Source organism: Methylocaldum sp. 14B (genome assembly GCF_002005105.1).
In the GTDB taxonomy this organism is placed as follows: Bacteria; Pseudomonadota; Gammaproteobacteria; order Methylococcales; family Methylococcaceae; genus Methylocaldum.
In genome coordinates, this window is the sequence record NZ_MSCV01000006.1 from 138,620 (window position 1) to 160,608 (window position 21,989).

Genomic DNA, 21,989 nt, shown 5'->3' on the forward strand with positions numbered 1-21,989 from the left:
TCGACGTATCCGGGTCAATGCACCTGTCCAGCTTTCGAGCTTTTCGGCGCCTCGGCGTACGGGATGGGGTATTCGACTAAGGATCGGGTTTTCCTATGAGCACGGTGGCACTTGCCTGGGGTGCCCACCCCGATTTTCCCTTGATTCTGATTGCCAACCGGGACGAAAGGCATGCACGCGCGACCGCACAGGCGGCATGGTGGTCGGAGGAGCCCTCCTGTCTCGGCGGTCGCGACCTGGCGCGGGGCGGAACCTGGTTCGGCGTGGCCCGCGACGGACGCTTCGCGCTGGTCACGCCGTTTCGCGACGGCGCGCCTTCGGACCCGGACGCGCCGTCGCGCGGCCAGCTGCCGCTGGACTATCTCTCTTCCGGCGAGGAGCCGGTCGTCCACGCCCGCCGCTTCGCTCGCAGCCGGGGCGGACATTCGCCCTTCAATCTGCTGATCGGGTCGCCGCGTCACATGTACTACGCCGCCACCCGCGCCCGCTTGCCGTTGGCGCTGACTCCCGGCATTCACACCTTGTCCGACGGGTTGCTGGACGAACCCTGGCCCAAGTGCGTGCGCCTGGACACGCTGCTGGGTTCTTATCTGAGAACGCACGGCGGCTTCGCGATGCTGCTGGGCGCCTATTCGGATCTGTCCAAGGCCGGCGTTCGGGGCGCCGACGATCCGATCTGCACCGCCAAGCCGGTCGCGCCGGCCGACTTCGCGAAAGCGGGTTTCGCCATGCTGGCGGATCGCGAAACCACAAACGAAGGGCTGCCCGATACCGGCATCGGCCGCGCGGAAGAAGAACGCCTGTCCGCCTGTTTCGTTGTGGGGGTGGAATCCGGAACCCGCTCCAGCACCGCCTTGGTCATGGCTCGGGACGGCCGGGTTTACTTCGAGGAACGCAGCTTCGATCCGGAAGGCGCCGAATCCGGGCGTGTGGTCGAAGAATGGAGCATCGACCCTCAAGTCTTTTCCGGGAGCGCCGGCGATGACTGAGACTCGTAACGCCCACACCGGCGCCATGCCCGCACGTCGGAAAGCTTCAACGAGGCGGGGTCAGGCGGACCGTGCGCCGTTGCGATCCGAAATGATGCACGGGTTTTCTCCGCGCCATTCTCATCGGGAGCTCCCCTTGGCTCCGCGCTACAAGGAATTGGGCGAGCCCTATCATGTCCCGGTGTCGGCAGCACTCTTGCCGGAGCCGAGGATGGTCCATTTCAACGGGTCTCTGGCCCTGGAACTGGGGCTCGACGTCAGCGAAGCCGATTCTCCGAAACTCTTGGAGATTCTCGCGGGCAACCGGCCGTGGCCGAAATACGAGCCTTCGGCATCGGTCTACGCCGGGCATCAGTTCGGGGCATGGGTTCCTCAGCTCGGGGACGGGCGTGCCCTCCTGATCGCCGAAGTTCGGACGCCCGCCGGGGCGAGGATGGAGCTTCAACTCAAGGGTTCCGGGCCGACGCCGTATTCGCGCGGGCTCGACGGGCGCGCGGTGCTGCGTTCCTCGATACGGGAATATCTCTGTTCGGAGGCGATGCACGCCCTCGGCGTACCGACCACCCGCTGCCTGAGCCTGGTGGCGTCGCCGGAGCCGGTGTACCGCGAAACGGTGGAAACCGCGGCCGTGGTCTGCCGGGTGTCCCCCAGTTTCGTCCGCTTCGGACAGTTCGAGTTTTTCTATCACAACGGACAGCGCCAGCACCTTGCGCCTTTGGCCGACCATGTGATCGACGAGCATTTCCCGCATCTGAAAGACCGTTCCGACCGTCATGCCGCCTGGCTCGGCGAGGTGGTCGAGCGCACCGCCCGGCTGATGACGCAGTGGCAGACCTTCGGGTTCTGCCACGGCGTCATGAACACCGACAATTTCTCGGTTCTGGGCTTGACCCTGGATTACGGTCCCTTCGGCTTCATGGACGCGTTCCGGCAATACCATATCTGCAACCATTCCGATTTCGAGGGCCGCTACGCCTATTACGCACAGCCCGAAATCGGCCAGTGGAATTGCTCGAGGCTGCTGCGGGCGACCTTGCCGCTGCTCTCGGACAGCGAGGAGGAGGCCCTGGAAATCGCGACCGGCATTTTCGAGCGCTACGCCCCGGTGTATACCCAGGCGATCATGCGCCGCTGGGCCGACAAGCTGGGCCTTTACGAGGTGCGTGACGGCGATGTCGATCTGGTCAACCGATTCCTGGCCATCCTTCAGCGCGGCAAGAGCGATTTCACGCGGAGCTTCCGTCATCTTTCCAAGGTGCGTACCGACAGCGACGAGCCGGCGGTCGGGGCCCGCGAGGAGATCGTGGACCTGGAAGCCTACGACGCCTGGATCGCCGATTACCGGGCACGATTGCGCGCCGAAGGAAACACCGACGACGAGGCCCGTGCCTGGGACATGAACCGCGTCAACCCCAAGTACGTGCTGCGCAACCATCTGGCCCAGGCCGCCATCGAAAGGGCCGAAGCCGGGGACGATACCGAAGTCGCCAAGCTCGTTCGTCTGCTCGCCCGGCCTTACGACGAGCAGCCGGAGATGGACGCCTATGCCGCCCCGCCTCCGGAAGAACTGCGGAACATCGAAGTCAGCTGCTCGTCATGATTACCTATGCCATCCCACCCGCTCTAGGCGAGGATCCGCTGGACATCCTGCGGCTGGCGGCGTGCGCCGCGCACATCCCGGATTTCGTGGTGCCACCCGAATCCATGGTCAGGCTCGTCGCCCTGGTGGCGGACGGCGCTCTCGACGCGGTGAATCCCGAGGCGGCCTGGCCGGAATTGTCCCAAGGCCTGATGGGCGGGCGTCCGTCGCGGATGCTGGAAGTCCTGCGCGGTTGCGGCGCTCTGGCTCGATTGCTGCCGGAACTGAACGCGCTGTTCGGAATTCCGCAGAGCGCGGACGATCCGCCGGAAGTCGACGTGGGCGAACACCAGCTGCTTCTGATCGACGAAACCGCGCGGATAGACGCCCCGCTCGCCACGCGCTGGGCGGCGCTGCTGCACAAGGTGGGGAAAGCGGCGTCGCCGCGCGAATTCTGGCCCGCCCACTACCGTCACGAAGCACGCGGCGAACCCCTGGTCGAAGCGGTTTGCGAACGCTTCAAGGTTCCCGCCGAATGCCGCGACCTGGCGCTCTTGGTGCTGCGCGAATGCGATCGAGTCCACCGTGCGGTAGACATGCGGGCCGCGGCGATCGCCGCCATGCTGGAACGGGCGGAAGCGGTCCATTACCCCGAGCGTTTCGAGCAGTTGTTGGCGGTATGCGCCTGCGACTATCGAGCCTATCCGGGGCGGGCCGGTGCGGAGTATCCCAAGGCCGAGCTGCTTCGGCTAGCTTTTAAGGCTTTCGCCGGACAGATGGCGCCCGCCTCCGAGCCGACCGAAACCGACCCGGAAGTTTCGGCGCAGGCGTTCGAAAAGCGAGCTCGGGCCATTGCCGAAGCATTGCGCAGCGAACGCTGGGCCGACGCGTAATTCCATTCGGCATTCGAGTGAATATTACGTAGGGTGGGTTAGCGAAGCGTAACCCACCGATTCGAGGCCGCTCGGTGGGTTACGGCCTCGCGGCCTAACCCACCCTACAAAAATTAATTCCTTATTGAAAGCAATTTGGAATAACACGGGTTTTCCAGTCCAGACTTCATCACCAACCTTCTCTTGAGGAGCAAGCCCATGAAATGGAGCGATACCTTCGACATCGCCATCGCGCTGGCCGAGAGCCATCCCGACGTCGATCCCAAGTATGTGCGGTTCACCGATCTGCTCGACTGGATCATGCGCCTGGACGGCTTCGACGACAGCGCCGAGAAATGCAACGAGAAAGTGCTCGAAGCCGTGCAGATGGCCTGGATAGACGAGGTGAGCTAACCCCGCAGAAAGGATTGCAGCACGCGATCCGCCCTGCCAATCGGGTTTGGTCGTTTTTTGTTGGATATGTGCCGTTTTCGTATTCGCATGGAAGTAGGTCATGACCAAATTTACGACATATCGTATTAGATACGAATTGACGTAAAAAACGGCCTCGGCTGGGTCGAGCCGAGAACCCGCCGCTTTTCCTCCTTGTTCAATAATTTGATGCTAAAACAAAGCCTTGGAGCGTTGTTCCCGTTTCTCTCACGACCTGGCATCGCTTTTGAGACAGAGAAGTCACGCGATAGGAATTATTCCCCTGCGTTATTTCACTTCCACTCGAAAGGAGATTACGGTCATGAAACACATTGCTGGTTTGACTCTGGCTCTCGGACTTGTCTCGATCACTTCAACCGCGGCGGCTGGCGGACTGCCGGTCAATAGTTCGCCGGGGAGTTCCAGCTACTCTGCGAATATCGATAGTTCCAGCGATCCGGCTTCCGGAATGGTCTTTGAATTGCAGGCCGGTGAGTTCCACGTTTACTTCAGCAATTGCACACTCGGTTCGGAGACCGAGGTGACGGAGCATAAAGTTGTAAGTCAGAAAGGCCGGGAGGATATTGTGCAAAAGATTCCCGGTCGATTGAAAATGAATAGCGTGGTGTGCATGAAAGCTCTGGATTCCGGTGCCGACCTTTGGGCTTGGCGACAGATGATCATTGAAGGGAAGTTGAGGGAAGCGCGCAAGAGTGGGTCACTGATTGCTTACGACTACACCATGGCGCCCATAGCAACGTGGTCGTTTTTCAATGGATGGCCTTCTTCGGTCAGCCTCGGCAATAAGGATCACAAACTGGTCGAGATCGTGGTATTGGCTGTGGATGGCATCCGGCGTGACCGGTAGGTCCTCGGGATGTGCCGAATACCACAGCTCCGCTCTCTTGAATATACAAACGATAACCGGGATTTAGTGGGGTGGGTTAGGCGCACTCCGGTATGCGCTGATGGTCGATCACCGTACTTCGAGTGCGCCGTAACCCACCGATGTTCGGTAGCCTTGTGTTGGTGGGTTACCGTGCGCGCCAAAGTTAGAGCGTTTTCATCCCGCTCGTACGGCAAAACAGGCTTGGCGGAAGTCGCTGGCGCCTTCGGCCAGGGTAGATCGACTCAAGCATTCGTAGGTCGGCAATCCCTTGCCGACGAACCCGTTGGCCCAACCGCACCTTGTGTGAGGGCGTACCTAACTCACCCTACCATGGACATGCGCGTTCCGGGCCAGTAGATCGGGAATCCGTTCCCGACGAGTTCTGCGTCGGCAAGGGATTGCCGACCTACTTTAGGGTGCCGCTCGTAGTCAGCGGCTTTAGATCGGTTCGCCGTTCTCGTCGAACGCCATCCCGTTCAATTCGCCGTCGGCGTCGACGATTTCGACCGACTTGAGGGCGCCGTTGGCGTGGTAGGCATAGCGGTGTTCCATTTCCACTTCCCCGTAGACCAGCTTTTGCAGGCCGACCAGCCGGCCCTCATCGTCGAAATATCCCCGGAAATAGGTGTTGCGGTTTTCCAGTTGGGCGGGTTCCAGTTCGGTCATCAGCTTGAGCGGCAGTTTCACGCCGGTGTAGGTGAGGAAATAGCGGCAACGACCTTCGATCGCATCGGTCATGGTGTGTTGGTTTCCTTGGAAATGAAAAGATGGAACACGAGCTAATAGACGCTCAAACACGATAGCCTTCTTCCCGCAATACCCTCTGCACGGCCGGTCGGGCCAGCATGCGCCGATAATGCGTCCGGCAGTTTTCCGGCAGTTCGAGCTTGAGCTTGTCGCCCCAGAATTCCACGTAGAACAGCGCCGCATCGGCGATGGAAAACCGCCCCGCCACGTATTCCCGCCCGCTCAGCAGCGTATCCAGCACCGCGTAACCCTTGGCGACGATCTCTATGCCACGCCGTTTGACCGCGTCTTGGTCGGCTTCGTTGGACGTGAATTGATCGGTGGTAAATATGCGCGCGAAACCCTGCATGTGGATCGTGCCCACGGCATAGGCCATGGCCTCGATCACCCGCGCTTCGCCGTCCGGATCGTCCGGCAGCAGTTTCGCCTTGGGGTAGGCGCGGGCCAGCCACCAGGCGATAGCCTGAAACTCGGTCAGCGCCGAGCCGTCATCGCGTACCAGGGTGGGAATCGTGCCTTTCGGATTCAGGGCCAGATAATCGGGCCGGTTCTGATCGCCCGCCAGGAGATTGACCAGATACGCCTCGAAAGGCAGGTCCAATTCTTCCAACAAAATGTGTATGCCGGTCGAGCACGAACCGGGCGTCATATAGAGTTTCATGATCCTATGGTGATGATTAAGGGTTCGAGCCCCGCAACCGTCGCTTCGATGACATCGCCCTTGACCACGGGAGCGGTCCCGGCCGGCGTGCCGGTAAAGATCAGGTCGCCGGGACAGATTTCCACCAGGGTGGACAGATAGCTGATGGTCTCGGGTATCTTCCAGATCATGTCCGAAACGTCGGCGCTCTGACGGACCTCCCCGTTGACCTTGAGCTCGATCTTGCCCTGGGCGATCACGCCCGTATAGAACTCCGGAGTGATCGCCGAACAGGGCGCCGAGTGATCGAATCCCTTGGCCATATCCCAGGGCAGTCCCTTTTCGCGCGCGGTCTTTTGCACATCCCTCAGTGTCATGTCCAGGCCGACCGCGTAGCCGAAGATGTAATCATTGGCAATCTCGATGGGGATTTGCCTGCCTCCGAGCTGCATGGCGACGACCAGTTCCACTTCCGGTTGCAGATTCTCGGTTCCGGGAGGATAGGGCAGGACCGAGTTGTTGGGCAGGATGGCATCGGTTGGTTTCATGAAGAAGAACGGCGGCTCGCACTCCGGGTCGGCGCCCATTTCCCGCGCATGCTCCGGATAATTGCGCCCGACGCAGAAGATGCGCCGCACCGGAAACGGATTGCACGACATGGCTGGAAGCGTAACGATCTGAGGAGGGGCAAAAGCGTATTTCATGGTTTTAAACCTCTTCGAATAACGGATAGGCTGGCGGCTTCTTTGACGCCGTGTATCGACAAACCGGCGATTGTTCGTTCAGCAAAGAGACCGTATCGGGTTGCAAAATAACCATACTTTTTGTGGTAGAATTTGGCCCCGAAGTGCCTCGCGCGCACTTAGATAAGTTCTTATTTTTATTAACCAAAAATAATCCAAGATCAGGAGGTAACATGGTGCGTGAATTCTCGTATCGGGGAGAAACCTTCAGGGCCACGGTACACGGACGCCCCGGCATCGAAGAGCTTTTCCTCATCCACATGATCGACGGTGAAGAAGGCCCGGAGATTTCTCTGGACCGGTTCGAAGACCCCAATAATGATCCGGCTCAAAGCCTGGAAAGTAAGCTCGCGGATCTGGCTGACCAGCTCATGCAGGAGCATGGGCTGGCGCCGATGGACCCGGACGCGGGATTCGCCTGGGCGGAGCCCAAGACCGGAGTGAAGGTGCATAGCGGGGTTCAACACCACGCCATGGAAGCCTAGGCCGGTCGACAAATCTGCGCGCAGCGGCACGGATCGCTACCGTGCCGCTGCGCGCAGCAAGTTCAAGCAATCCAGATTGGCGGCCATGTCCAGGGCGGTGAAATCGTCCAGGGTCTTGATGCCGGTATCGGCGCCGGCCGCCAGCAAGCGAGCGACGACCGCTGTTTTGCCGGTGGATGCGGCGTACATAAGACAAGTCGCACCGTTCTCGTTTTGATGGTCTACGGCGATTCCCCGCTCGATCAAGCGACCTATGACGCCGAGGTTTTCCCCGTAACAGGCCAGCCACAGTGCATTGTTGCCGTCGCTGTTGAGGGGTTCCAGCGAGGCGCCGGCTTCGAGCAGCGCCTCCACGATGGCTTCGTCGCCGAGCCGGCAGGCGTGCATCAGGGGCGTCATCCGGTTGTCGCGGGTTGCCTCGATGTCGTCGGGCGGAAACCCGTGCTCGCTCAGCCAGTCGCGAAGGGCAGGGCTCAAGTCCGCGGAACCCGGCGCGGGCACGGTGGCGCGCCAGGCCTCGTAGCCGTCGATCAGATCGTAGATCGTCTTGAAGCCGAAGTCCCGGAACATTTGCGCATAGGTCTGGCTGGCATTGCCGTGATAGCAGTAGATCAGCACCGGCTGCGATTTGGGCGTCCGCATGAGCACCTGCTCCAGATTGGCACCCGACAGATGCCGAGCGGCTCCTATGCGTCCCGCCGCGAACGAATCCGCGTCTCGCACATCGAAAATCAACAGCTCCGGCTGTTCCAGCAAAGCTTGGGTTTCGGCGACGTTCAGCCGTCGCCACGCGGTTTCCGCGGTCATAACGTCTCCTCGATATTCAAAGTACTTGCCCGGTTCGTTCATTCCTCGTCCGGAGTCGCCATCCAGCTATAGCCGCCTTGGTCCCAAAGCTGGGCCAGCAGCCGATCGGTGTCGTAGTTCGGGTACTGCGCCTTCACTGTGTCGAATTCCGTGAGAAACGCCGCGACATCGTCCCCCTCGATGTAAGTCGATGCCCGGTCTTCCTTTGAGCGGAGTATGTAGGTGGCGCCGTTTCCGCTGGACAAGAGCGCATACTGTTCGCCTTCCGCCACGACGATTACAGGTTCCTGTGTGTCAGGCATCGCTTGATTCTCCTTCCGCAGTCGTACCATCAGTGATCTTGCTCATGTATCTATCCACCGTAATGCTCAATGAACTGTTCTCGGGATTCGTAAAAAGTCGTACTGTGATGCGCGGATCAGTCCGGATCGCGCCCCGCATAGGGCGGCAGGGTGAGTATCCGCGTGTCGGTCAGCGGGAAACCCACCGTGAAGTGGTACAGGGACTGAAAGGCCCGGCCGGAAAGTCCGAGGAGGTCGTGAAAGACATCGTCGAAATAGCAGCCGATGCCGGTCCCGCGGATGCCGACGGCTTCCGCCTCCAGATAGAGCACCTGGCCCAATAGCCCCGCCTCCCAGAATAATTCCCGATAGCGCCACGGCTGCGCGGCGACGATCGGCTCGAATTCCGTCAGCATCCCCAAGGCGAAAGCGCAGTCAGAGCCGATCGCCTGGTGGCAATGGAGGGCTCTGGACAGCTTGCCGCAGTCGGCCTCCGCGATCCTGAACAAGGGCAGATGTTCCGGGCAACCCGCCGGCTTGGTCCAGGAGAAATCGCTACGGAAGGCGGCTCTCAGTTCGGGTTCGATCGCGGTCCGGCGCGGAAGGGCATAGAGTCCCGGCTCCAACCCCTCGACGCGATGCACGAAGAACACCGGGTGCACGCGCGGGGTGAGGTTCCACACGTCCCAGGGCGTAATCCGGCGGGGCAGCAGGGCATCCAGCAGATGGTAAAAGCCCGCAGTGCTCAGTACTTCTCGCCGGTCGAAATGTTGCGCGCTGCGCCTTTGCCGGATGAGCGCGGCAGCCGGCTCCGGGCAATCGGTCCGCCTCGGCGGGTAGGTTTCGATCACGCCGGGTTCGGGCGGAGTGGCGAGCGCTCGGGTTGCTTCCGCGACCTCTTCGATTATCGGCCAGCGGTACATGGGATGGGGATCGAGCACGTTGGCTTGACCGCTCCACGCGCTTCCGGGCGGAACCAGTTCCGAGGGATCGAACTTCCCGGAATTCGCGTCCTCGGGATCGGCGATCACTTCGAGCAGAAGCTCCGCTTCCTCCCGCTCGGCTCCGGAAAAGTCCTCGTTCCGATCGAGCCCGAGACCGGCGGCCAATTCGGCAAAGCCGATACCGCTCACCCACCTAAGGCGCCAGCCCAGGGTTGCTGCGGCGTAGCGCAATGCGCCGATGGCATGGCCGGTATCCAGTTGGCAATAGCGGAAGGCCCGTTCGCCGTATTTCCAGGCTTCCCTCCAGTGGATCGAACTCAAGGCGACGAACAGTCGCGGGGCCGTGGAGGGCTCGGCAAACCGGCAGCGCTGCTCCAGTACATGATCGCGGCTGACATAGTGGTACACGCCGTCGGGAACCTCGGGAACCGATAGGCAGACGACATAGCCCTCGGTAGGATGCAGATTGCCGCTAGACGGATTGCAGCGCAGGGCCCAGCGATCCGGGCCGTACTCTTTCCAGGCCGAGAGTCCCAGGGACAATTCCAGCAAAATACCGACGGTTTCGAGCGAAAGCGCTTGCGGCGTCACGGTTTCGGGCAGCGACAAAGCGCCGAAGGGCGTCGCCAGCCGATCCGCGGCCAAGGGCAGTCGGATCGCGGGGGCGCCCTCGAAACGGCGGAACGGGTCGGGCTGGCTGTCCCAATCGAGCGTTTCCGGCCCCGCGGCATAACGCTCCAGCCGATGCTTGGTCCGCTCGTGATAGGCCAGTACCCGCGCCAGAGCGTCCGATACGGTATTCATGGTTGCGCCCCCGGTAGCTTCATGGCGTCGGCAAAGGATTGCCGACCTACCCGGCGTTCCTCGGTGGTGGGTTGGTAGGTCGGGAATCCTTTCCCGACGCAGGCCTTATCAGAATTCATCAGACTGAATGCTTCACGGCCGGCGTCGGACAGTGTTCGGCGCGCCGGCACTGTTCGAGGTTCGCGGTTTCGCCCGTGCTCGGAGCCAGACCGATCCAGTCGTGGACGCGCTGCGTGTCGAAACCCGCTTCCCGGCGCTCGCCCACTTGCATCAAAGGCCGTCTTATCAGCAGGGGATCTTCGAGCATGAGAGCCAGCGCTTCCTGTTCACCGAGCGCTTCCGGCACCACCTCTCCGGATTTCACTCTGGGCGCCGCCCGGTTGAACCATTCGGATACCGGGCGTTCTCCGAAGAACGCGCGCAGATCTTCGGCGGTCCAGCGGGTTTCGAGAAGATTGCGAACGATGAGCTCGTGTCCGGCTTCCAATAACAGGTGCTTTTGCCGGGCGTTGTTGGCGCAGCCGGGTTTTTCGTAAAAAAGAATGGTTGCCATGGATTCGATCCGCTTTGTAGGAGAATTCATAGGATGCGCTGAGGTACGAAGCGCCCTTGGACTAGGCTCAGGACAGGCATCACTCGCGAACGATGCGCTTCACTGCGTTCAGCACATCCTTCGCCTCTGCTCCGGCTAGCCGACGAACACGGGCGTAATCCCGTCGGTATCGATCAGCACCTCCTCGCCCTCGATCTTCAGGGGATATTCGGCGAGCGTGCAGGGCTTGCCCTTGACACAGGCCCCGGTAGCGCCTTCGAATGCCCAATCGTGGTGCGCGCAGGTCAGGGTTTTGCCATCGAATCGGGCATCGGCCAGCGGCTCCTTGAAATGCGGACACAGCCCCTGAAACGCACGGGGCTGGTCGCCTTGTGGCCAAACCACCAGCATCAGGGTGCGGTTGACCGCCACCACTTCGTATTTTCCCTCCCGGAGTTCGTTCAAGTCGCAGGCTTTCGTAAACATGTTGAAAATCCTCACACGGTAAATGATTTGGACAGAAATCCGGCGGTACCGGACAGGGTGAGACTGGTGGTATCGAACGGAAAGTCGCGGACGTATTCGCTGTTTTCCGGCGGTTTGTGCTTGAAGATCAGCGCCGCCGCGCAGCGTTCGAGCGTTTCGGCATCCATCGGGGCGAAGTTGAAGCAGAGTTCTTCGCCGGTGTCGATGTGGGATTCCCAATCGGCCTGTTTGACGTGATCCTCAAGGCAGTCGCGAACGTTTTCCGAGGCGCCGATATAGATGAGCTTCTGCGGCGAGCAGGTCTGCTTCTTGCCGCTGTAGATGCAGGTGTAAACGCAATAGACCCCGGATTTAGCGGGTATCCCTCTCTTTTTCTTTTCTCTCCAATAGCCTTCGAACGCGATCGAAAAATTGCCCATGATTTCCGTCCTCTCGAAGTCAAGTGCCGGTTGGCGGAACCCAGCCCGGCGATTGCGCGTGTTCGTCCGCGATTCCGAGCAAGGCGGCGGTCTGCCGCTCGATGTGCCGTACCACCTCGGTGTCCAGGCTTTTCAGCCAGCGCGCGGGGATGGCGGAGACTCCGTAAGCCGCACCCGCCAGCATGCCGGCGAGCGCGCCCGTGGTGTCGGCGTCATCGCCTTGATTGACGACGCCCACGACGCAGCCGGCGAAGGAGTCCGTGCCGAGGAAAAAATGCAGCACGGTTTGTACGGTGTCGACGATGTAGCCGCTGGCGCGTCCGGGATAGGGATCGAAGCAGAATTCCGGATGGGTCTCGACCAGCGCCGCGACGAGCGGACGGCATTCTTCCGGCGAGCCGCCGCAAACCAGGCGCTGCACCATGCGGCCCAGAGTCAGCGTGGCCGCGTCCGAAAGCGGATGGTGGTGGGTGAAATGGCACTGCTCCAGCGTCCACAGGGAGAAGGCGTCCGCATCGCCCAAGGTGGCGAGGGCCACCGGCAGGTTGCGCATGCAGGCGCCGTTGCCGGCGTCGCCGGGGTTCGGAGGTCCGGAAAGGCTTCCGTCCAGCAGATAGCGGCGAATGCCGCGGCGGCAAGTGTTGCCCACGTCCGGCGGTTTTCGCTTGAGCCACGCGGCGAAGGCTTCCGCCACGGCCTTGAGGTCCCAGCCGCCGCTTTCGATGATCGCCCCGCCCAGTGCCAGGGACATTTCGGTATCGTCGGTCACCTGTCCGGCTTTGAGTTTGAGCCAGCCGCCGCCGACGATCTTGTCGTGGACGCCGTATTGATGCCGGATTTCCCGCGGCGTCATGAACTCCACGGTGGCGCCCAGAGCGTCGCCGACGGCGAGTCCCAAATAGGCACCGAGGGCGCGGTCATGGAGTAGTTGCGTGTCCATCAGTAGTAGGAGGCCTTGACCCGATACTCGCCGCCGATGACCAGGTATTCCCATTCGCCTTTGAGCGGATGGCGCGGCAAAAGGTTATTGAAGAAGAAGATTTTCACCACGGGCACCTGTACCTCCAGGATGAAGTCGCCGAACTCGCAGGCGGTCTCCCGGTTTGCCGTGAACGACACCAGGTTGTTGAGCCGCACATTGAGCCAGCGGCCCTCGCGGGGACCGATCTGACGCTGTTCGTCGAAGTGATTCTCGCCCCGGTACAGGGTGACATGGCGTCGACCCCACAAGCCGAAACGGGCGATGGCCCATTGGCAGAATTCATACATCAGGTCGAGCTGGAGATTGATGCTGTTGTTGTGGAAACGGCTCGACATCTTTTCCTCGATATAGGCGATCCAGGCCGGAGAGGTGAAGCGCGTCAAGGGCTCCTTGTGGAAGGTCGGAAACAGGCCGAAGCGGCTTTCCACCCAGCCCTTGAGAACCGCGCCCTGGGGATTGTTGGAATCGAACCCCCAGCCGCTCAAGAGCTTCAGATAGCTGGAACGGAAGCGGCGCGGACCGGTACCGTCCTGCCCGGCCGGCGGTTCGCCGTTGAGGCCGAACAGGACGTACATGTATTCCTGAAAGATCTCCGCCGCCGTTTGAGCGTCCTCGGCTTCCCTGAGCCGATCGAACAATCCGTAATTCGCTTCCCGCACGCCGCTGATATGCAGCGGCAGCGGGTGCTCGTTGAATGCCGTGCTGGCCAAGAGCCCGGTCGGGACGCCTACCAGATTGGTGCTGTGACCGATGCGGGCGATGTCTTGCGCCATGCAAGGGCGAATCCCATTCCGTCTAAACGGGCCGATTCTCGGGGATCTTTATCGGACCCATGATCTTCAGGCCTTCCTCGAAGGTGATTTCCGGAAACTTCTCGGTGAACTCGGCGGCGGCGTCGGCGATGATCTGCAGCTTGCCGGCGGTGTCGAGCTTTTTCAGATCGCCGCGATCGATGTTGAACAAGTCGCGGAGTTCGTTGTACACGGTCGCTTCCTCCAGCGGCAGCACCCAGAAGGTGGTCCCGCCGTAAGCGATCTGATAGCGGCTCGAGATATCCAGGTTGCCGGCGAAGAAGAAATATTTTCCGGTGGGCGACAGCTTGTCCCCCATGACCTCGCACAACAGCTTGAGGTGCTCCAGGGACAGCGCCACGCCCGCCAGAAACGGGATGGTCGGCTCGCCGGCCTTGGCGACGATCATGACCTGATCGAAGCGGATCTCAGGGGGCCGCGCCTCATCGCTGAATTGTTGCGCGAACTTCAAGGCGATCTCGCCCCGGAAACCGAAATATCCCGGTTTGGTCTCTCCCTTGAAAACCGGAGAGATGAGACGCTTTTCGGCGTCCAGGCTGGCGAGAGGTGTTTCGGTGATAGTGGTCATAACACTCCTTCAGGGTTGGTTGCGAAGAAAATCTGCGGTTTTGAAAAAAGAAGCGGCGAGTTGGGCTCGCAGATCGGCGTCGGAAACTTGCTCCTCCAGCGCCCGGTTCATGCAAGCCATCCAGGCATCCCGCGCGGCGGTGTCGATGGGGAAGGGCAGATGCTTCTGCCGAAGCCGTGGCGGTCCATGGCGCTCGGCATACAGCGGCGGGCCGCCGAGCCAGCCGGACAGAAACAGGAACAGCTTCTCCTTGGCCGGAGCGAGATCCGGAGGATGCATCGCCCGAATGGCCCGCGCTTCGGGCAGCTCGTCCATCAACTGGTAGAAACGCTCGACCAAGCGGCGTACGGCTTGCTCACCCCCGATCTGGCGGTAGTGAGGATTGTCGACCGACGCCGGAAGCGTGACCGCCGTGGCGAGTGGAAGCGTGGGCGACCGTTTCACACCACTTGAACCGGTATGCTCAGTTTCACCTTCCGTCCCAACTGCGCATCGACCTTTTGCCGGGTCTTTTCGATGGTCAGGGGTTTCGGCAGGATGGAATTCACGCCGTTCTTGAGACATTCCTTGGCCAGGGGATCGGTTGCGGAGTCCGCGACCAGGATGATCTTGAGGTCGGCAATCTTCGACCGGATATCCGCCAGGACTTCGATGCCTTTTTCCTGCACGATGCCTATCCCTAAAAGCAGCACGTCCGGTTTCCAGTCCTTCGCCTTGGCATAGGCGGCGTCCAGGCTGGACAACTCGTGCGTTTCGATTTCGTCGTGAAGCATGAACTGTAGGGCGGCGCTGGTGATTTCGTCGCTGTCGACGACGAACACCCGTCTGTTGTCCACGGCCCTTTCTGTGTCTACACCGATCTGCATGGGCTACTCCTCGAGTGTATTGAAGCGATCGCGCAAGCGGCGGGAAATATTCTCGGACTGCCATAAGGCATAGGAGACGACCCGCGCACGCTCACGAGTGACGCCTAATCTTTAGCAATCTTCGTTCCATTAGCTCGGCGGGAGATGACGGCGGCCGAAGTGCCTGATTTTCCGTTTATCGGGCGATCGACATTGGATTCGGAGCAGTCCGGATCGTTTGTATCGTTCCTTACAAACCGTATGGTTTTGTCCGGTTAGTAACACCTGATCGCTGCTCGAAAAGCTACAAAAACGGCGAGGAATGGGAAACTTTCAGCTGAAGAAACAAGGGCTTAAGTGTCGTATTTTGCGTGTGGCACAGTCGTTGCTCGATAGCTGTCGACCAGTACTCGTCCATTCACCGAAAGAAACGGTGAGCGGCAGAAGAAAAAAAAGAAAAGCTCGCCGTGTTTGAGCCAGACATTTTTTCTTTCGGCGGATTTGCTGGCCACAGAGGTTTTATCGATCAACGTGTTTATTGACTGGAGATTGATCATGTCAGATTTGAGACAAATCGCTTTTTACGGGAAAGGCGGCATCGGCAAATCCACCACTTCCCAAAACACCCTGGCGGCTCTGGCCGAAATGGGTCAGCGCATCCTTATCGTCGGCTGCGATCCGAAAGCCGACTCCACCCGTCTGATCCTTCACGCAAAGGCGCAGGATACCATCCTCAGCCTGGCCGCTGCTGCCGGCAGCGTAGAAGACCTCGAGCTCGAGGACGTAATGAAGGTCGGCTATCGCGACATCCGTTGCGTTGAATCGGGTGGTCCGGAGCCGGGTGTCGGCTGCGCAGGTCGCGGCGTTATCACCTCCATCAACTTCCTGGAGGAAGAAGGCGCCTACGAGGACATCGACTACGTCTCCTATGACGTACTCGGCGACGTCGTGTGCGGCGGTTTCGCGATGCCCATCCGCGAAAACAAGGCGCAGGAAATCTACATCGTCATGTCCGGCGAAATGATGGCCATGTACGCGGCCAACAACATTTCCAAGGGCATTCTGAAATACGCCAACTCGGGCGGCGTACGTTTGGGCGGCTTGGTCTGCAACGAACGTCAGACCGATAAGGAGCTGGAATTGGCAGAAGCTTTGGCCGGTAAGCTCGGCACCAAGCTGATCCACTTCGTGCCGCGCGACAACATCGTGCAGCACGCGGAACTCCGCCGCATGACCGTCATGGAATATGCTCCGGATTCGAAGCAGGCCAACGAGTACCGTCAGTTGGCTCAGAAGATCCACAACAATTCCGGCAACGGCATCATCCCGACCCCGATCACCATGGACGAGCTCGAGGATCTCTTGATGGCCCACGGCATCATGAAGCAGATCGACGAGTCGCAGGTCGGCAAGACCGCGGCGGAAATCGCGGCGTAAGAAGTTGGTTGGGGAGCGGGACCTCACGGCAAACGATCCGCCCGGCCCGCTCCTCTCCTTCAAGCGTCATCCATCCAACAACTGAATCTGGAGAGCAACATGAGCCTCACAGTTGAGCAAACCAAACAGAGAAACAAGGAACTCATTAGCGAGGTCCTGTCGGTCTACCCGGAGAAGACCGCGAAAAGGCGTGCCAAGCACCTCGGCACATTTGAGGAAGGCAAGCCCGACTGCGGGGTGAAATCCAATGTCAAGTCGATCCCCGGGGTCATGACCATCCGCGGCTGCGCTTACGCCGGCTCCAAGGGTGTGGTCTGGGGTCCCATCAAGGACATGATCCACATCAGCCACGGTCCGGTCGGTTGCGGCCAGTACTCCTGGGCATCGCGCCGCAATTACTACATCGGCACCACCGGCATCGACACCTTCGTCACGATGCAGTTCACCTCCGACTTCCAGGAGAAGGACATCGTCTTCGGCGGCGACAAGAAGCTGGAGAAAATCATCGACGAGATCCAGGATCTGTTCCCGCTGAACCACGGCATCACCGTGCAGTCGGAGTGCCCGATCGGTCTCATCGGCGACGACATCGAAGCGGTCTCCAAGAAAAAATCCAAGGAATACGACGGCAAGACCATAGTGCCGGTGCGCTGCGAAGGTTTCCGCGGCGTTTCGCAGTCCTTGGGCCACCACATCGCAAACGACTCGATCCGCGACTGGGTATTCGACAAGTCGGGCGACAAGCATCCCGAGTTCAAGACCACGCCTTACGACGTATCCATCATCGGCGACTACAACATCGGCGGTGATGCCTGGGCGTCCCGCATCCTGCTCGAGGAAATGGGTCTCCGCGTGATCGCCCAATGGTCCGGCGACGGTTCTTTGGCCGAATTGGAGAACACTCCGAAGGCCAAGCTGAACGTGCTCCACTGCTACCGCTCGATGAACTACATCTCGCGTCACATGGAAGAGAAGTACGGGATTCCGTGGGTGGAATACAACTTCTTCGGCCCGACCAAGATCGAGGAGTCGTTGCGCAATATCGCCAGCCACTTCGACGACAAGATCAAGGAAGGTGCCGAGCGCGTCATCGCGAAGTACCGTCCGCTGATGGATGCGGTGATCGCCAAATACCGTCCGCGTCTGGAAGGCAAGAAAGTCATGCTGTTCGTCGGCGGCCTGCGCCCGCGTCACGTGATCGGCGCTTACGAGGATCTCGGCATGGAAATCGTCGGTACCGGCTACGAGTTCGGCCACAACGACGACTACCAGCGTACCACTCACTACGTCAAGGACGGCACCCTGATCTACGACGACGTGACTGGCTTTGAGTTCGAGAAGTTCGTCGAAGCGATCCAGCCCGACCTGGTCGGTTCGGGTATCAAGGAAAAGTACGTCTTCCAGAAGATGGGCGTGCCGTTCCGTCAGATGCACTCCTGGGATTATTCGGGTCCTTACCACGGCTATGACGGCTTCGCCATCTTCGCCCGCGACATGGACATGGCCATCAACAATCCGGTCTGGAGTTTGGCCAAGACACCCTGGAAACGGAACGGGGCCCACGCCTAGTCCGGTGAGGGAGAGTAGGGTGCGCCGCGCGCACCATCCAGACCGACCCGGTGCGCACGTCGCACCCTACAACCGCTACTTTGGAGTTACATCATGAGCCAGAATGCAGAGAAGGTGCTCGATCACTTCAACCTGTTCCGCCAACCGGAATATGTGGAATTGTTCGAGAACAAAAAGAAAGAATTCGAATTCGCCGAATCGGACGATAAAGTCGAGGAGGTGAGGGAATGGGCCAAGACCTGGGAATACCGGGAGAAGAACTTTGCCCGCGAAGCCCTGACGGTCAATCCGGCCAAGGCCTGCCAACCGTTGGGTGCGGTGTTCGCCGCCGTGGGATTCGAGGGGACCATTCCCTTCGTGCACGGTTCGCAAGGTTGCGTCGCCTACTACCGCAGCCACTTCAGCCGCCATTTCAAGGAACCGTCGTCGTGCGTGTCTTCGTCCATGACCGAAGATGCCGCAGTATTCGGGGGCTTGAGCAACATGGTCGACGGCTTGGCCAACACGTACAACATGTACCAGCCGAAGATGATCTCGGTATCGACCACCTGCATGGCTGAAGTGATCGGCGACGACCTCAACGCCTTCATAAAGACCGCCAAGGAAAAGGGCAGCCTGCCGGCGGAATTCGATGTGCCTTTCGCCCATACCCCGGCCTTCGTCGGCAGCCATATCACCGGCTACGACAACGTGCTCAAGGGTATTTTGTGGCACTTCTGGGACGGCAAGGCGGGTACCACGGCTCCCTTGACGCGCGTGCCCAACGAGAAGATCAACTTCATCGGCGGTTTCGACGGCTACACGGTCGGCAATCTGCGTGAAGTCAAACGCATCTTCGATCTGATGGGCGTCGAATACACCATTCTCGCGGATAACAGCGACGTTTGGGATACGCCCACCGACGGCACCTTCCGCATGTACGACGGCGGCACCACTCTGGAAGAAACCGCTAACGCTCTGCACGCCAAGGCAACCATCTCCATGCAGGAATTCAGCACGGAAAAGACCCTGCCGTTCATCGCGGAGCACGGCCAGGAAACGGTCGCGTTCAATCATCCCATCGGCGTAAAGGCGACCGACGCATTCCTGATGGAGATCTCGCGCATCACCGGCAAGCCGATTCCGGAAGCCCTGGAGAAGGAACGCGGACGCCTGGTGGATGCGATCGCCGATTCGACCGCGCACATTCACGGTCAGAAGTTCGCCATCTACGGCGACCCCGACCTCTGCCTGGGGTTGGCCGCCTTCTTGCTCGAACTGGGGGCCGAACCGACCCACGTGCTGGCCACCAACGGCGGTAAAGCCTGGGAAAAGAAGGTGCAGGAGCTGTTCGATTCCTCGCCCTTCGGCAAGAACTGCCACGTGTACGCCGGCAAGGATCTGTGGCACATGCGCTCGCTGCTGTTCACCGAGCCGGTCGACTTCCTGATCGGCAACACCTATGGCAAGTACCTGGAGCGCGACACCGGAACCCCGCTGATCCGCATCGGCTTCCCGGTATTCGATCGGCATCACCATCACCGCTATCCGGTATGGGGCTACCAAGGCGCGATGAACGTTCTCGTCTGGATTCTGGACAAGATCTTCGACGAGATGGACAAGAACACCATCGTGCCGGCCAAAACCGACTACAGCTACGACATCATTCGGTAGGGTTGGAAGCTATCAGGTCGGACACATCCAGAGTCGTAGGGCGGGTTAGCGGAGCGTAACCCGCCTATCGCGGAATCGGCGGGTTACGCCGGATTACCGGCTAACCCGCCCTACGGCACTTTTTAACCAAGCAGAGGATTATTAATGGCTAATGTGACTTTCAGTTCGCCCGCGATGCGCAAGGACGTCACGGTGTATGCCACCGCCGGCGACTGCCATACGCTGCTCGCGGTGGCGCAGAAGAACAAGATTCCCATCCATTTCGAGTGCGAAAACGGGGAATGCGGTTCCTGCGCCGTGGAAGTTACGGTTCTTTCCGACAAGCTGCCCATGGGCATGCACTTGACCGAAAAGGAAAAGACCGTGCTCCGGCTGGCCGGAAAAATCACCCGAGAGCAGATCGAGCAGGCGGAACTGACGGACGAACCGCCGCCCTGGCGGCTGGCCTGCCAGTACATCGTCCGTGACGAGGACATCGTAGTGCGATTCTAAAGGGCCGATAGCCTAAGCCGGAGGGGTTATGAGCAGCTTGAACGATATGGTCGTAGGTCGGCAATCCTTTGCCGACGAAGGCGTCGGGAAGAGATTCCCGACCTACTCTAGGGCACCTCGAAAAACCTACTGCGCGCCCCCATGTGCTGCGTTGCGCGGTGCTCGGAATCCTCATGTACTCCATGTACACTCCGGTTCCTGTGCTCCGGGCGCCTTGCACTCGGGGCGCTCGCGACGGTTTTTCGAGGTGCCCCTACTGTCGCAGCGCCCTGGAGAGCGGAGTAACCCATGAGCAGCTTATCCAACAAGATTCAAGACGTTTTCAACGAGCCCGGTTGCGGAAAAAACCAGGGCAAGTCGGAAAAGGAGCGCAAGAAAGGCTGCACGAAGCAGTTGCAGCCTGGCGGAGCGGCCGGCGGTTGCGCTTTCGACGGCGCCAAGATCGCGTTGCAGCCCATCACCGACGTGGCTCACCTGGTTCACGGGCCCATCGCCTGCGAGGGCAACTCCTGGGACAACCGCGGCTCCAAATCCTCCGGCTCCAATCTCTGGCGCACCGGCTTCACCACGGACATCAACGAAACCGACGTGGTTTTCGGCGGCGAGAAACGGCTGTTCAAATCGATCAAGGAAATCATCGACAAATACGACCCGCCGGCGGTCTTCGTCTACCAGACCTGCGTGCCGGCCATGATCGGCGACGATATCGAAGCCGTGTGCAAAGCGGCCTCGAAAAAATTCGGGAAGCCGGTCGTACCGGTCAATTCGCCCGGCTTCGTGGGTCCCAAGAACCTCGGCAACAAACTGGCGGGCGAGGCCATCCTCGACCACGTCATCGGCACCGAGGAGCCCGAATACACCACGCCTTACGACATCAACATCATCGGCGAATACAACCTTTCCGGCGAGCTGTGGCAGGTCAAGCCGCTGCTGGACGAGCTCGGCATCCGCATCCTGTGCTGCATCTCCGGCGACGCCAAATACAAGGACGTGGCCAGCTCCCACCGCGCCAGGGCGGCCATGATGGTGTGCTCGAAATCCATGATCAACATCGCCCGCAAGATGGAGGAACGCTACGAAATTCCGTTCTTCGAAGGCTCCTTCTACGGCATCGAGGATACCAGCGAGGCGCTTCGGGAAATCTCGCGCCTGCTGATCGAGCGCGGCGCGCCCGCCGAACTCATGGAACGCACCGAAGCCCTGATCGCCCGGGAGGAAGCGCGGGCGTGGGCCGCCATCGAGCCGTACAAGAAGCGCCTGACCGGCAAAAAGGTGCTGCTCATCACCGGCGGCGTGAAATCCTGGTCGGTGGTGGCCGCGCTTCAGGAAGCCGGCATGGAGATCGTCGGGACCAGCGTCAAGAAGTCGACCAAGGAAGACAAGGAGCGGATCAAGGAGATCATGGGCGAAGACGCCCACATGATCGACGACATGACGCCGCGCGAAATGTACAAGATGCTCAAGGATGCCAAGGCCGACATCATGCTGTCCGGGGGCCGTTCGCAGTTCGTCGCCCTCAAGGCCAAGATGCCGTGGCTGGACATCAACCAGGAACGCCATCACGCCTATATGGGTTACGTCGGCATGGTCGAACTGGTCAAGGAAATCGACAAGGCGCTGTACAACCCGGTCTGGGAACAGGTGCGGAAGCGCGCGCCCTGGGAAGAAGCGACGTGGGAAGAGGTGGCCGATTCCGCCATCGCCGCCGAGGCGGCTGTCTTGGCCGCGAATCCTGAACTGGCTCGCGAAAAACGCCGCTCCACTCCGGTTTGCAATTGCAAATCGGTCGCTCGCGGCGCTATCGAGGACGCCATCGTCGAGCATGGATTGAGCTCGGCGGACGCGGTGTCGGAAAAGACCCAGGCGGGAACGGGCTGCGGCAGTTGCAAAGGCAAGCTGGAAAAGATTCTCGAAACGATGGACCACTGGCACCCGGACGCAGGGAAAGCGGCGTCGCAAGCTCAGCAGGCCGCATGAGGTAA

25 protein-coding genes are annotated in these 21,989 nt (G+C 60.3%); 11 read left to right on the top strand and 14 right to left on the bottom strand.

Translation table 11 applies throughout. From position 1 onward, the window contains the following. Nucleotides 1–95 precede the first annotated feature (95 nt). The 5 genes from B2A78_RS06240 to B2A78_RS06260 all read left to right on the top strand — a co-directional run bounded on the left by B2A78_RS06240 (nt 96) and on the right by B2A78_RS06260 (nt 4,740). Nucleotides 96–989, top strand: a complete 894-nt coding sequence (locus B2A78_RS06240; protein ID WP_077729044.1) for an NRDE family protein — start codon at nt 96–98, stop codon at nt 987–989. Beyond that, nucleotides 982–2,589, top strand: coding sequence for a protein adenylyltransferase SelO (locus B2A78_RS06245; protein ID WP_240502430.1), 1,608 nt, complete (start codon nt 982–984; stop codon nt 2,587–2,589). Before B2A78_RS06240 ends, B2A78_RS06245 begins: the two co-directional genes overlap by 8 nt. Then, nucleotides 2,586–3,461, top strand: a complete 876-nt coding sequence (locus tag B2A78_RS06250) for a tRNA nucleotidyltransferase (protein ID WP_077729046.1) — start codon at nt 2,586–2,588, stop codon at nt 3,459–3,461. The genes B2A78_RS06245 and B2A78_RS06250 overlap by 4 nt, the downstream gene beginning before the upstream one ends. A gap of 198 nt (nt 3,462–3,659) precedes the next feature. Beyond that, nucleotides 3,660–3,854, top strand: coding sequence for a Fe-S cluster assembly protein IscX (gene iscX / locus B2A78_RS06255; RefSeq protein ID WP_077729047.1), 195 nt, complete (start codon nt 3,660–3,662; stop codon nt 3,852–3,854). 340 nt (nt 3,855–4,194) lie between these two features. After that, entirely contained in the window at nt 4,195–4,740 is a 546-nt protein-coding gene (locus B2A78_RS06260) for a phage tail protein (protein ID WP_077729048.1), read from the top strand. 459 nt (nt 4,741–5,199) lie between these two features. Here the strand turns inward: B2A78_RS06260 and B2A78_RS06265 are convergent, their stop codons facing one another. The 3 genes from B2A78_RS06265 to B2A78_RS06275 are packed head-to-tail and all read right to left on the bottom strand — an operon-like array spanning nt 5,200 to nt 6,852. Beyond that, nucleotides 5,200–5,499 carry a DUF6156 family protein gene (locus B2A78_RS06265; protein WP_077729049.1) on the bottom strand — a complete coding sequence of 100 codons (300 nt, stop codon included), beginning with the start codon at nt 5,497–5,499 and terminating at the stop codon, nt 5,200–5,202. A gap of 52 nt (nt 5,500–5,551) precedes the next feature. Continuing rightward, nucleotides 5,552–6,169 (bottom strand): glutathione S-transferase family protein, encoded by a 618-nt coding sequence (locus B2A78_RS06270; protein WP_077729050.1) that lies wholly within the window; start codon nt 6,167–6,169, stop codon nt 5,552–5,554. Further along, nucleotides 6,166–6,852 (bottom strand): fumarylacetoacetate hydrolase family protein, encoded by a 687-nt coding sequence (locus B2A78_RS06275; protein ID WP_077729051.1) that lies wholly within the window; start codon nt 6,850–6,852, stop codon nt 6,166–6,168. Before B2A78_RS06275 ends, B2A78_RS06270 begins: the two co-directional genes overlap by 4 nt. Nucleotides 6,853–7,064: 212 nt before the next feature. On the opposite strand from B2A78_RS06275, the gene B2A78_RS06280 reads away from it, so the two are divergent. Then, nucleotides 7,065–7,376 carry a hypothetical protein gene (locus B2A78_RS06280; RefSeq protein WP_077729052.1) on the top strand — a complete coding sequence of 104 codons (312 nt, stop codon included), beginning with the start codon at nt 7,065–7,067 and terminating at the stop codon, nt 7,374–7,376. Between the two features lie 36 nt (nt 7,377–7,412). Here the strand turns inward: B2A78_RS06280 and B2A78_RS06285 are convergent, their stop codons facing one another. The 11 genes from B2A78_RS06285 to B2A78_RS06335 all read right to left on the bottom strand — a co-directional run bounded on the left by B2A78_RS06285 (nt 7,413) and on the right by B2A78_RS06335 (nt 14,877). Next, nucleotides 7,413–8,183 (bottom strand): ankyrin repeat domain-containing protein, encoded by a 771-nt coding sequence (locus tag B2A78_RS06285; protein ID WP_077729122.1) that lies wholly within the window; start codon nt 8,181–8,183, stop codon nt 7,413–7,415. Nucleotides 8,184–8,221: 38 nt separating this feature from the next. After that, a complete protein-coding gene (locus tag B2A78_RS06290) occupies nt 8,222–8,485 on the bottom strand; it encodes a hypothetical protein (RefSeq protein ID WP_077729053.1) in 264 nt (87 codons plus the stop codon). A 116-nt stretch (nt 8,486–8,601) separates the two neighbouring features. Further along, on the bottom strand, nt 8,602–10,212 hold the full coding sequence (locus tag B2A78_RS06295) for a nitroreductase family protein (protein ID WP_077729054.1): 1,611 nt from the start codon (nt 10,210–10,212) through the stop codon (nt 8,602–8,604). 118 nt (nt 10,213–10,330) lie between these two features. Next, nucleotides 10,331–10,765 (bottom strand): ArsC/Spx/MgsR family protein, encoded by a 435-nt coding sequence (locus B2A78_RS06300; RefSeq protein ID WP_077729055.1) that lies wholly within the window; start codon nt 10,763–10,765, stop codon nt 10,331–10,333. A 135-nt stretch (nt 10,766–10,900) separates the two neighbouring features. Then, a complete protein-coding gene (locus B2A78_RS06305; protein ID WP_077729056.1) occupies nt 10,901–11,230 on the bottom strand; it encodes a Rieske 2Fe-2S domain-containing protein in 330 nt (109 codons plus the stop codon). A gap of 11 nt (nt 11,231–11,241) precedes the next feature. Further along, nucleotides 11,242–11,649 (bottom strand): GIY-YIG nuclease family protein, encoded by a 408-nt coding sequence (locus tag B2A78_RS06310; protein WP_077729057.1) that lies wholly within the window; start codon nt 11,647–11,649, stop codon nt 11,242–11,244. Between the two features lie 19 nt (nt 11,650–11,668). Then, a complete protein-coding gene (gene draG / locus B2A78_RS06315) occupies nt 11,669–12,589 on the bottom strand; it encodes an ADP-ribosyl-[dinitrogen reductase] hydrolase (RefSeq protein ID WP_077729058.1) in 921 nt (306 codons plus the stop codon). Beyond that, complete coding sequence (locus tag B2A78_RS06320; RefSeq protein ID WP_077729059.1) at nt 12,589–13,404, bottom strand: NAD(+)--dinitrogen-reductase ADP-D-ribosyltransferase; 816 nt, start codon at nt 13,402–13,404, stop codon at nt 12,589–12,591. The genes draG and B2A78_RS06320 overlap by 1 nt, the downstream gene beginning before the upstream one ends. Nucleotides 13,405–13,426: 22 nt before the next feature. Beyond that, nucleotides 13,427–14,011, bottom strand: a complete 585-nt coding sequence (locus tag B2A78_RS06325) for a hypothetical protein (protein WP_077729060.1) — start codon at nt 14,009–14,011, stop codon at nt 13,427–13,429. Nucleotides 14,012–14,020: 9 nt separating this feature from the next. Next, nucleotides 14,021–14,455: a group II truncated hemoglobin gene (locus B2A78_RS06330; protein WP_077729061.1), complete on the bottom strand. Its 435-nt coding sequence runs from the start codon at nt 14,453–14,455 to the stop codon at nt 14,021–14,023. Then, nucleotides 14,452–14,877 (bottom strand): response regulator, encoded by a 426-nt coding sequence (locus B2A78_RS06335; RefSeq protein WP_077729062.1) that lies wholly within the window; start codon nt 14,875–14,877, stop codon nt 14,452–14,454. Before B2A78_RS06335 ends, B2A78_RS06330 begins: the two co-directional genes overlap by 4 nt. A 534-nt stretch (nt 14,878–15,411) precedes the next feature. On the opposite strand from B2A78_RS06335, the gene nifH reads away from it, so the two are divergent. The 5 genes from nifH (at nt 15,412) to nifE (ending at nt 21,984) form a co-directional block, all read left to right on the top strand. Further along, nucleotides 15,412–16,293 carry a nitrogenase iron protein gene (nifH, locus tag B2A78_RS06340; protein ID WP_077729123.1) on the top strand — a complete coding sequence of 294 codons (882 nt, stop codon included), beginning with the start codon at nt 15,412–15,414 and terminating at the stop codon, nt 16,291–16,293. Nucleotides 16,294–16,392: 99 nt separating this feature from the next. Beyond that, a complete protein-coding gene (gene nifD / locus B2A78_RS06345; protein ID WP_077729063.1) occupies nt 16,393–17,862 on the top strand; it encodes a nitrogenase molybdenum-iron protein alpha chain in 1,470 nt (489 codons plus the stop codon). A 93-nt stretch (nt 17,863–17,955) separates the two neighbouring features. After that, nucleotides 17,956–19,515 carry a nitrogenase molybdenum-iron protein subunit beta gene (gene nifK / locus B2A78_RS06350; protein WP_077729064.1) on the top strand — a complete coding sequence of 520 codons (1,560 nt, stop codon included), beginning with the start codon at nt 17,956–17,958 and terminating at the stop codon, nt 19,513–19,515. A gap of 144 nt (nt 19,516–19,659) precedes the next feature. Beyond that, on the top strand, nt 19,660–20,007 hold the full coding sequence (locus B2A78_RS06355) for a 2Fe-2S iron-sulfur cluster-binding protein (RefSeq protein WP_077729065.1): 348 nt from the start codon (nt 19,660–19,662) through the stop codon (nt 20,005–20,007). Between the two features lie 288 nt (nt 20,008–20,295). Further along, nucleotides 20,296–21,984, top strand: coding sequence for a nitrogenase iron-molybdenum cofactor biosynthesis protein NifE (gene nifE, locus B2A78_RS06360; RefSeq protein ID WP_077729066.1), 1,689 nt, complete (start codon nt 20,296–20,298; stop codon nt 21,982–21,984). The last annotated feature ends 5 nt before the right edge of the window (nt 21,985–21,989 follow it).

Excerpts from the sequence above, each read along its gene's own strand:
- B2A78_RS06300 (WP_077729055.1), bottom strand. The coding sequence starts at position 10,765 with ATGGCAACCATTCTTTTTTACGAAAAACCCGGCTGCGCCAACAACGCC.
- nifH (WP_077729123.1), top strand. The coding sequence starts at position 15,412 with ATGTCAGATTTGAGACAAATCGCTTTTTACGGGAAAGGCGGCATCGGC.
- B2A78_RS06325 (WP_077729060.1), bottom strand. The coding sequence starts at position 14,011 with ATGACCACTATCACCGAAACACCTCTCGCCAGCCTGGACGCCGAAAAG.
- nifD (WP_077729063.1), top strand. The coding sequence starts at position 16,393 with ATGAGCCTCACAGTTGAGCAAACCAAACAGAGAAACAAGGAACTCATT.
- nifE (WP_077729066.1), top strand. The coding sequence starts at position 20,296 with ATGAGCAGCTTATCCAACAAGATTCAAGACGTTTTCAACGAGCCCGGT.
- B2A78_RS06285 (WP_077729122.1), bottom strand. The coding sequence starts at position 8,183 with ATGACCGCGGAAACCGCGTGGCGACGGCTGAACGTCGCCGAAACCCAA.
- iscX (WP_077729047.1), top strand. The coding sequence starts at position 3,660 with ATGAAATGGAGCGATACCTTCGACATCGCCATCGCGCTGGCCGAGAGC.
- B2A78_RS06265 (WP_077729049.1), bottom strand. The coding sequence starts at position 5,499 with ATGACCGATGCGATCGAAGGTCGTTGCCGCTATTTCCTCACCTACACC.
- B2A78_RS06320 (WP_077729059.1), bottom strand. The coding sequence starts at position 13,404 with ATGGCGCAAGACATCGCCCGCATCGGTCACAGCACCAATCTGGTAGGC.
- B2A78_RS06270 (WP_077729050.1), bottom strand. The coding sequence starts at position 6,169 with ATGAAACTCTATATGACGCCCGGTTCGTGCTCGACCGGCATACACATT.
- B2A78_RS06305 (WP_077729056.1), bottom strand. The coding sequence starts at position 11,230 with ATGTTTACGAAAGCCTGCGACTTGAACGAACTCCGGGAGGGAAAATAC.
- B2A78_RS06310 (WP_077729057.1), bottom strand. The coding sequence starts at position 11,649 with ATGGGCAATTTTTCGATCGCGTTCGAAGGCTATTGGAGAGAAAAGAAA.
- B2A78_RS06355 (WP_077729065.1), top strand. The coding sequence starts at position 19,660 with ATGGCTAATGTGACTTTCAGTTCGCCCGCGATGCGCAAGGACGTCACG.
- B2A78_RS06245 (WP_240502430.1), top strand. The coding sequence starts at position 982 with ATGACTGAGACTCGTAACGCCCACACCGGCGCCATGCCCGCACGTCGG.
- B2A78_RS06335 (WP_077729062.1), bottom strand. The coding sequence starts at position 14,877 with ATGCAGATCGGTGTAGACACAGAAAGGGCCGTGGACAACAGACGGGTG.
- B2A78_RS06280 (WP_077729052.1), top strand. The coding sequence starts at position 7,065 with ATGGTGCGTGAATTCTCGTATCGGGGAGAAACCTTCAGGGCCACGGTA.
- B2A78_RS06240 (WP_077729044.1), top strand. The coding sequence starts at position 96 with ATGAGCACGGTGGCACTTGCCTGGGGTGCCCACCCCGATTTTCCCTTG.
- B2A78_RS06275 (WP_077729051.1), bottom strand. The coding sequence starts at position 6,852 with ATGAAATACGCTTTTGCCCCTCCTCAGATCGTTACGCTTCCAGCCATG.
- draG (WP_077729058.1), bottom strand. The coding sequence starts at position 12,589 with ATGGACACGCAACTACTCCATGACCGCGCCCTCGGTGCCTATTTGGGA.
- B2A78_RS06295 (WP_077729054.1), bottom strand. The coding sequence starts at position 10,212 with ATGAATACCGTATCGGACGCTCTGGCGCGGGTACTGGCCTATCACGAG.
- B2A78_RS06260 (WP_077729048.1), top strand. The coding sequence starts at position 4,195 with ATGAAACACATTGCTGGTTTGACTCTGGCTCTCGGACTTGTCTCGATC.
- nifK (WP_077729064.1), top strand. The coding sequence starts at position 17,956 with ATGAGCCAGAATGCAGAGAAGGTGCTCGATCACTTCAACCTGTTCCGC.
- B2A78_RS06250 (WP_077729046.1), top strand. The coding sequence starts at position 2,586 with ATGATTACCTATGCCATCCCACCCGCTCTAGGCGAGGATCCGCTGGAC.
- B2A78_RS06290 (WP_077729053.1), bottom strand. The coding sequence starts at position 8,485 with ATGCCTGACACACAGGAACCTGTAATCGTCGTGGCGGAAGGCGAACAG.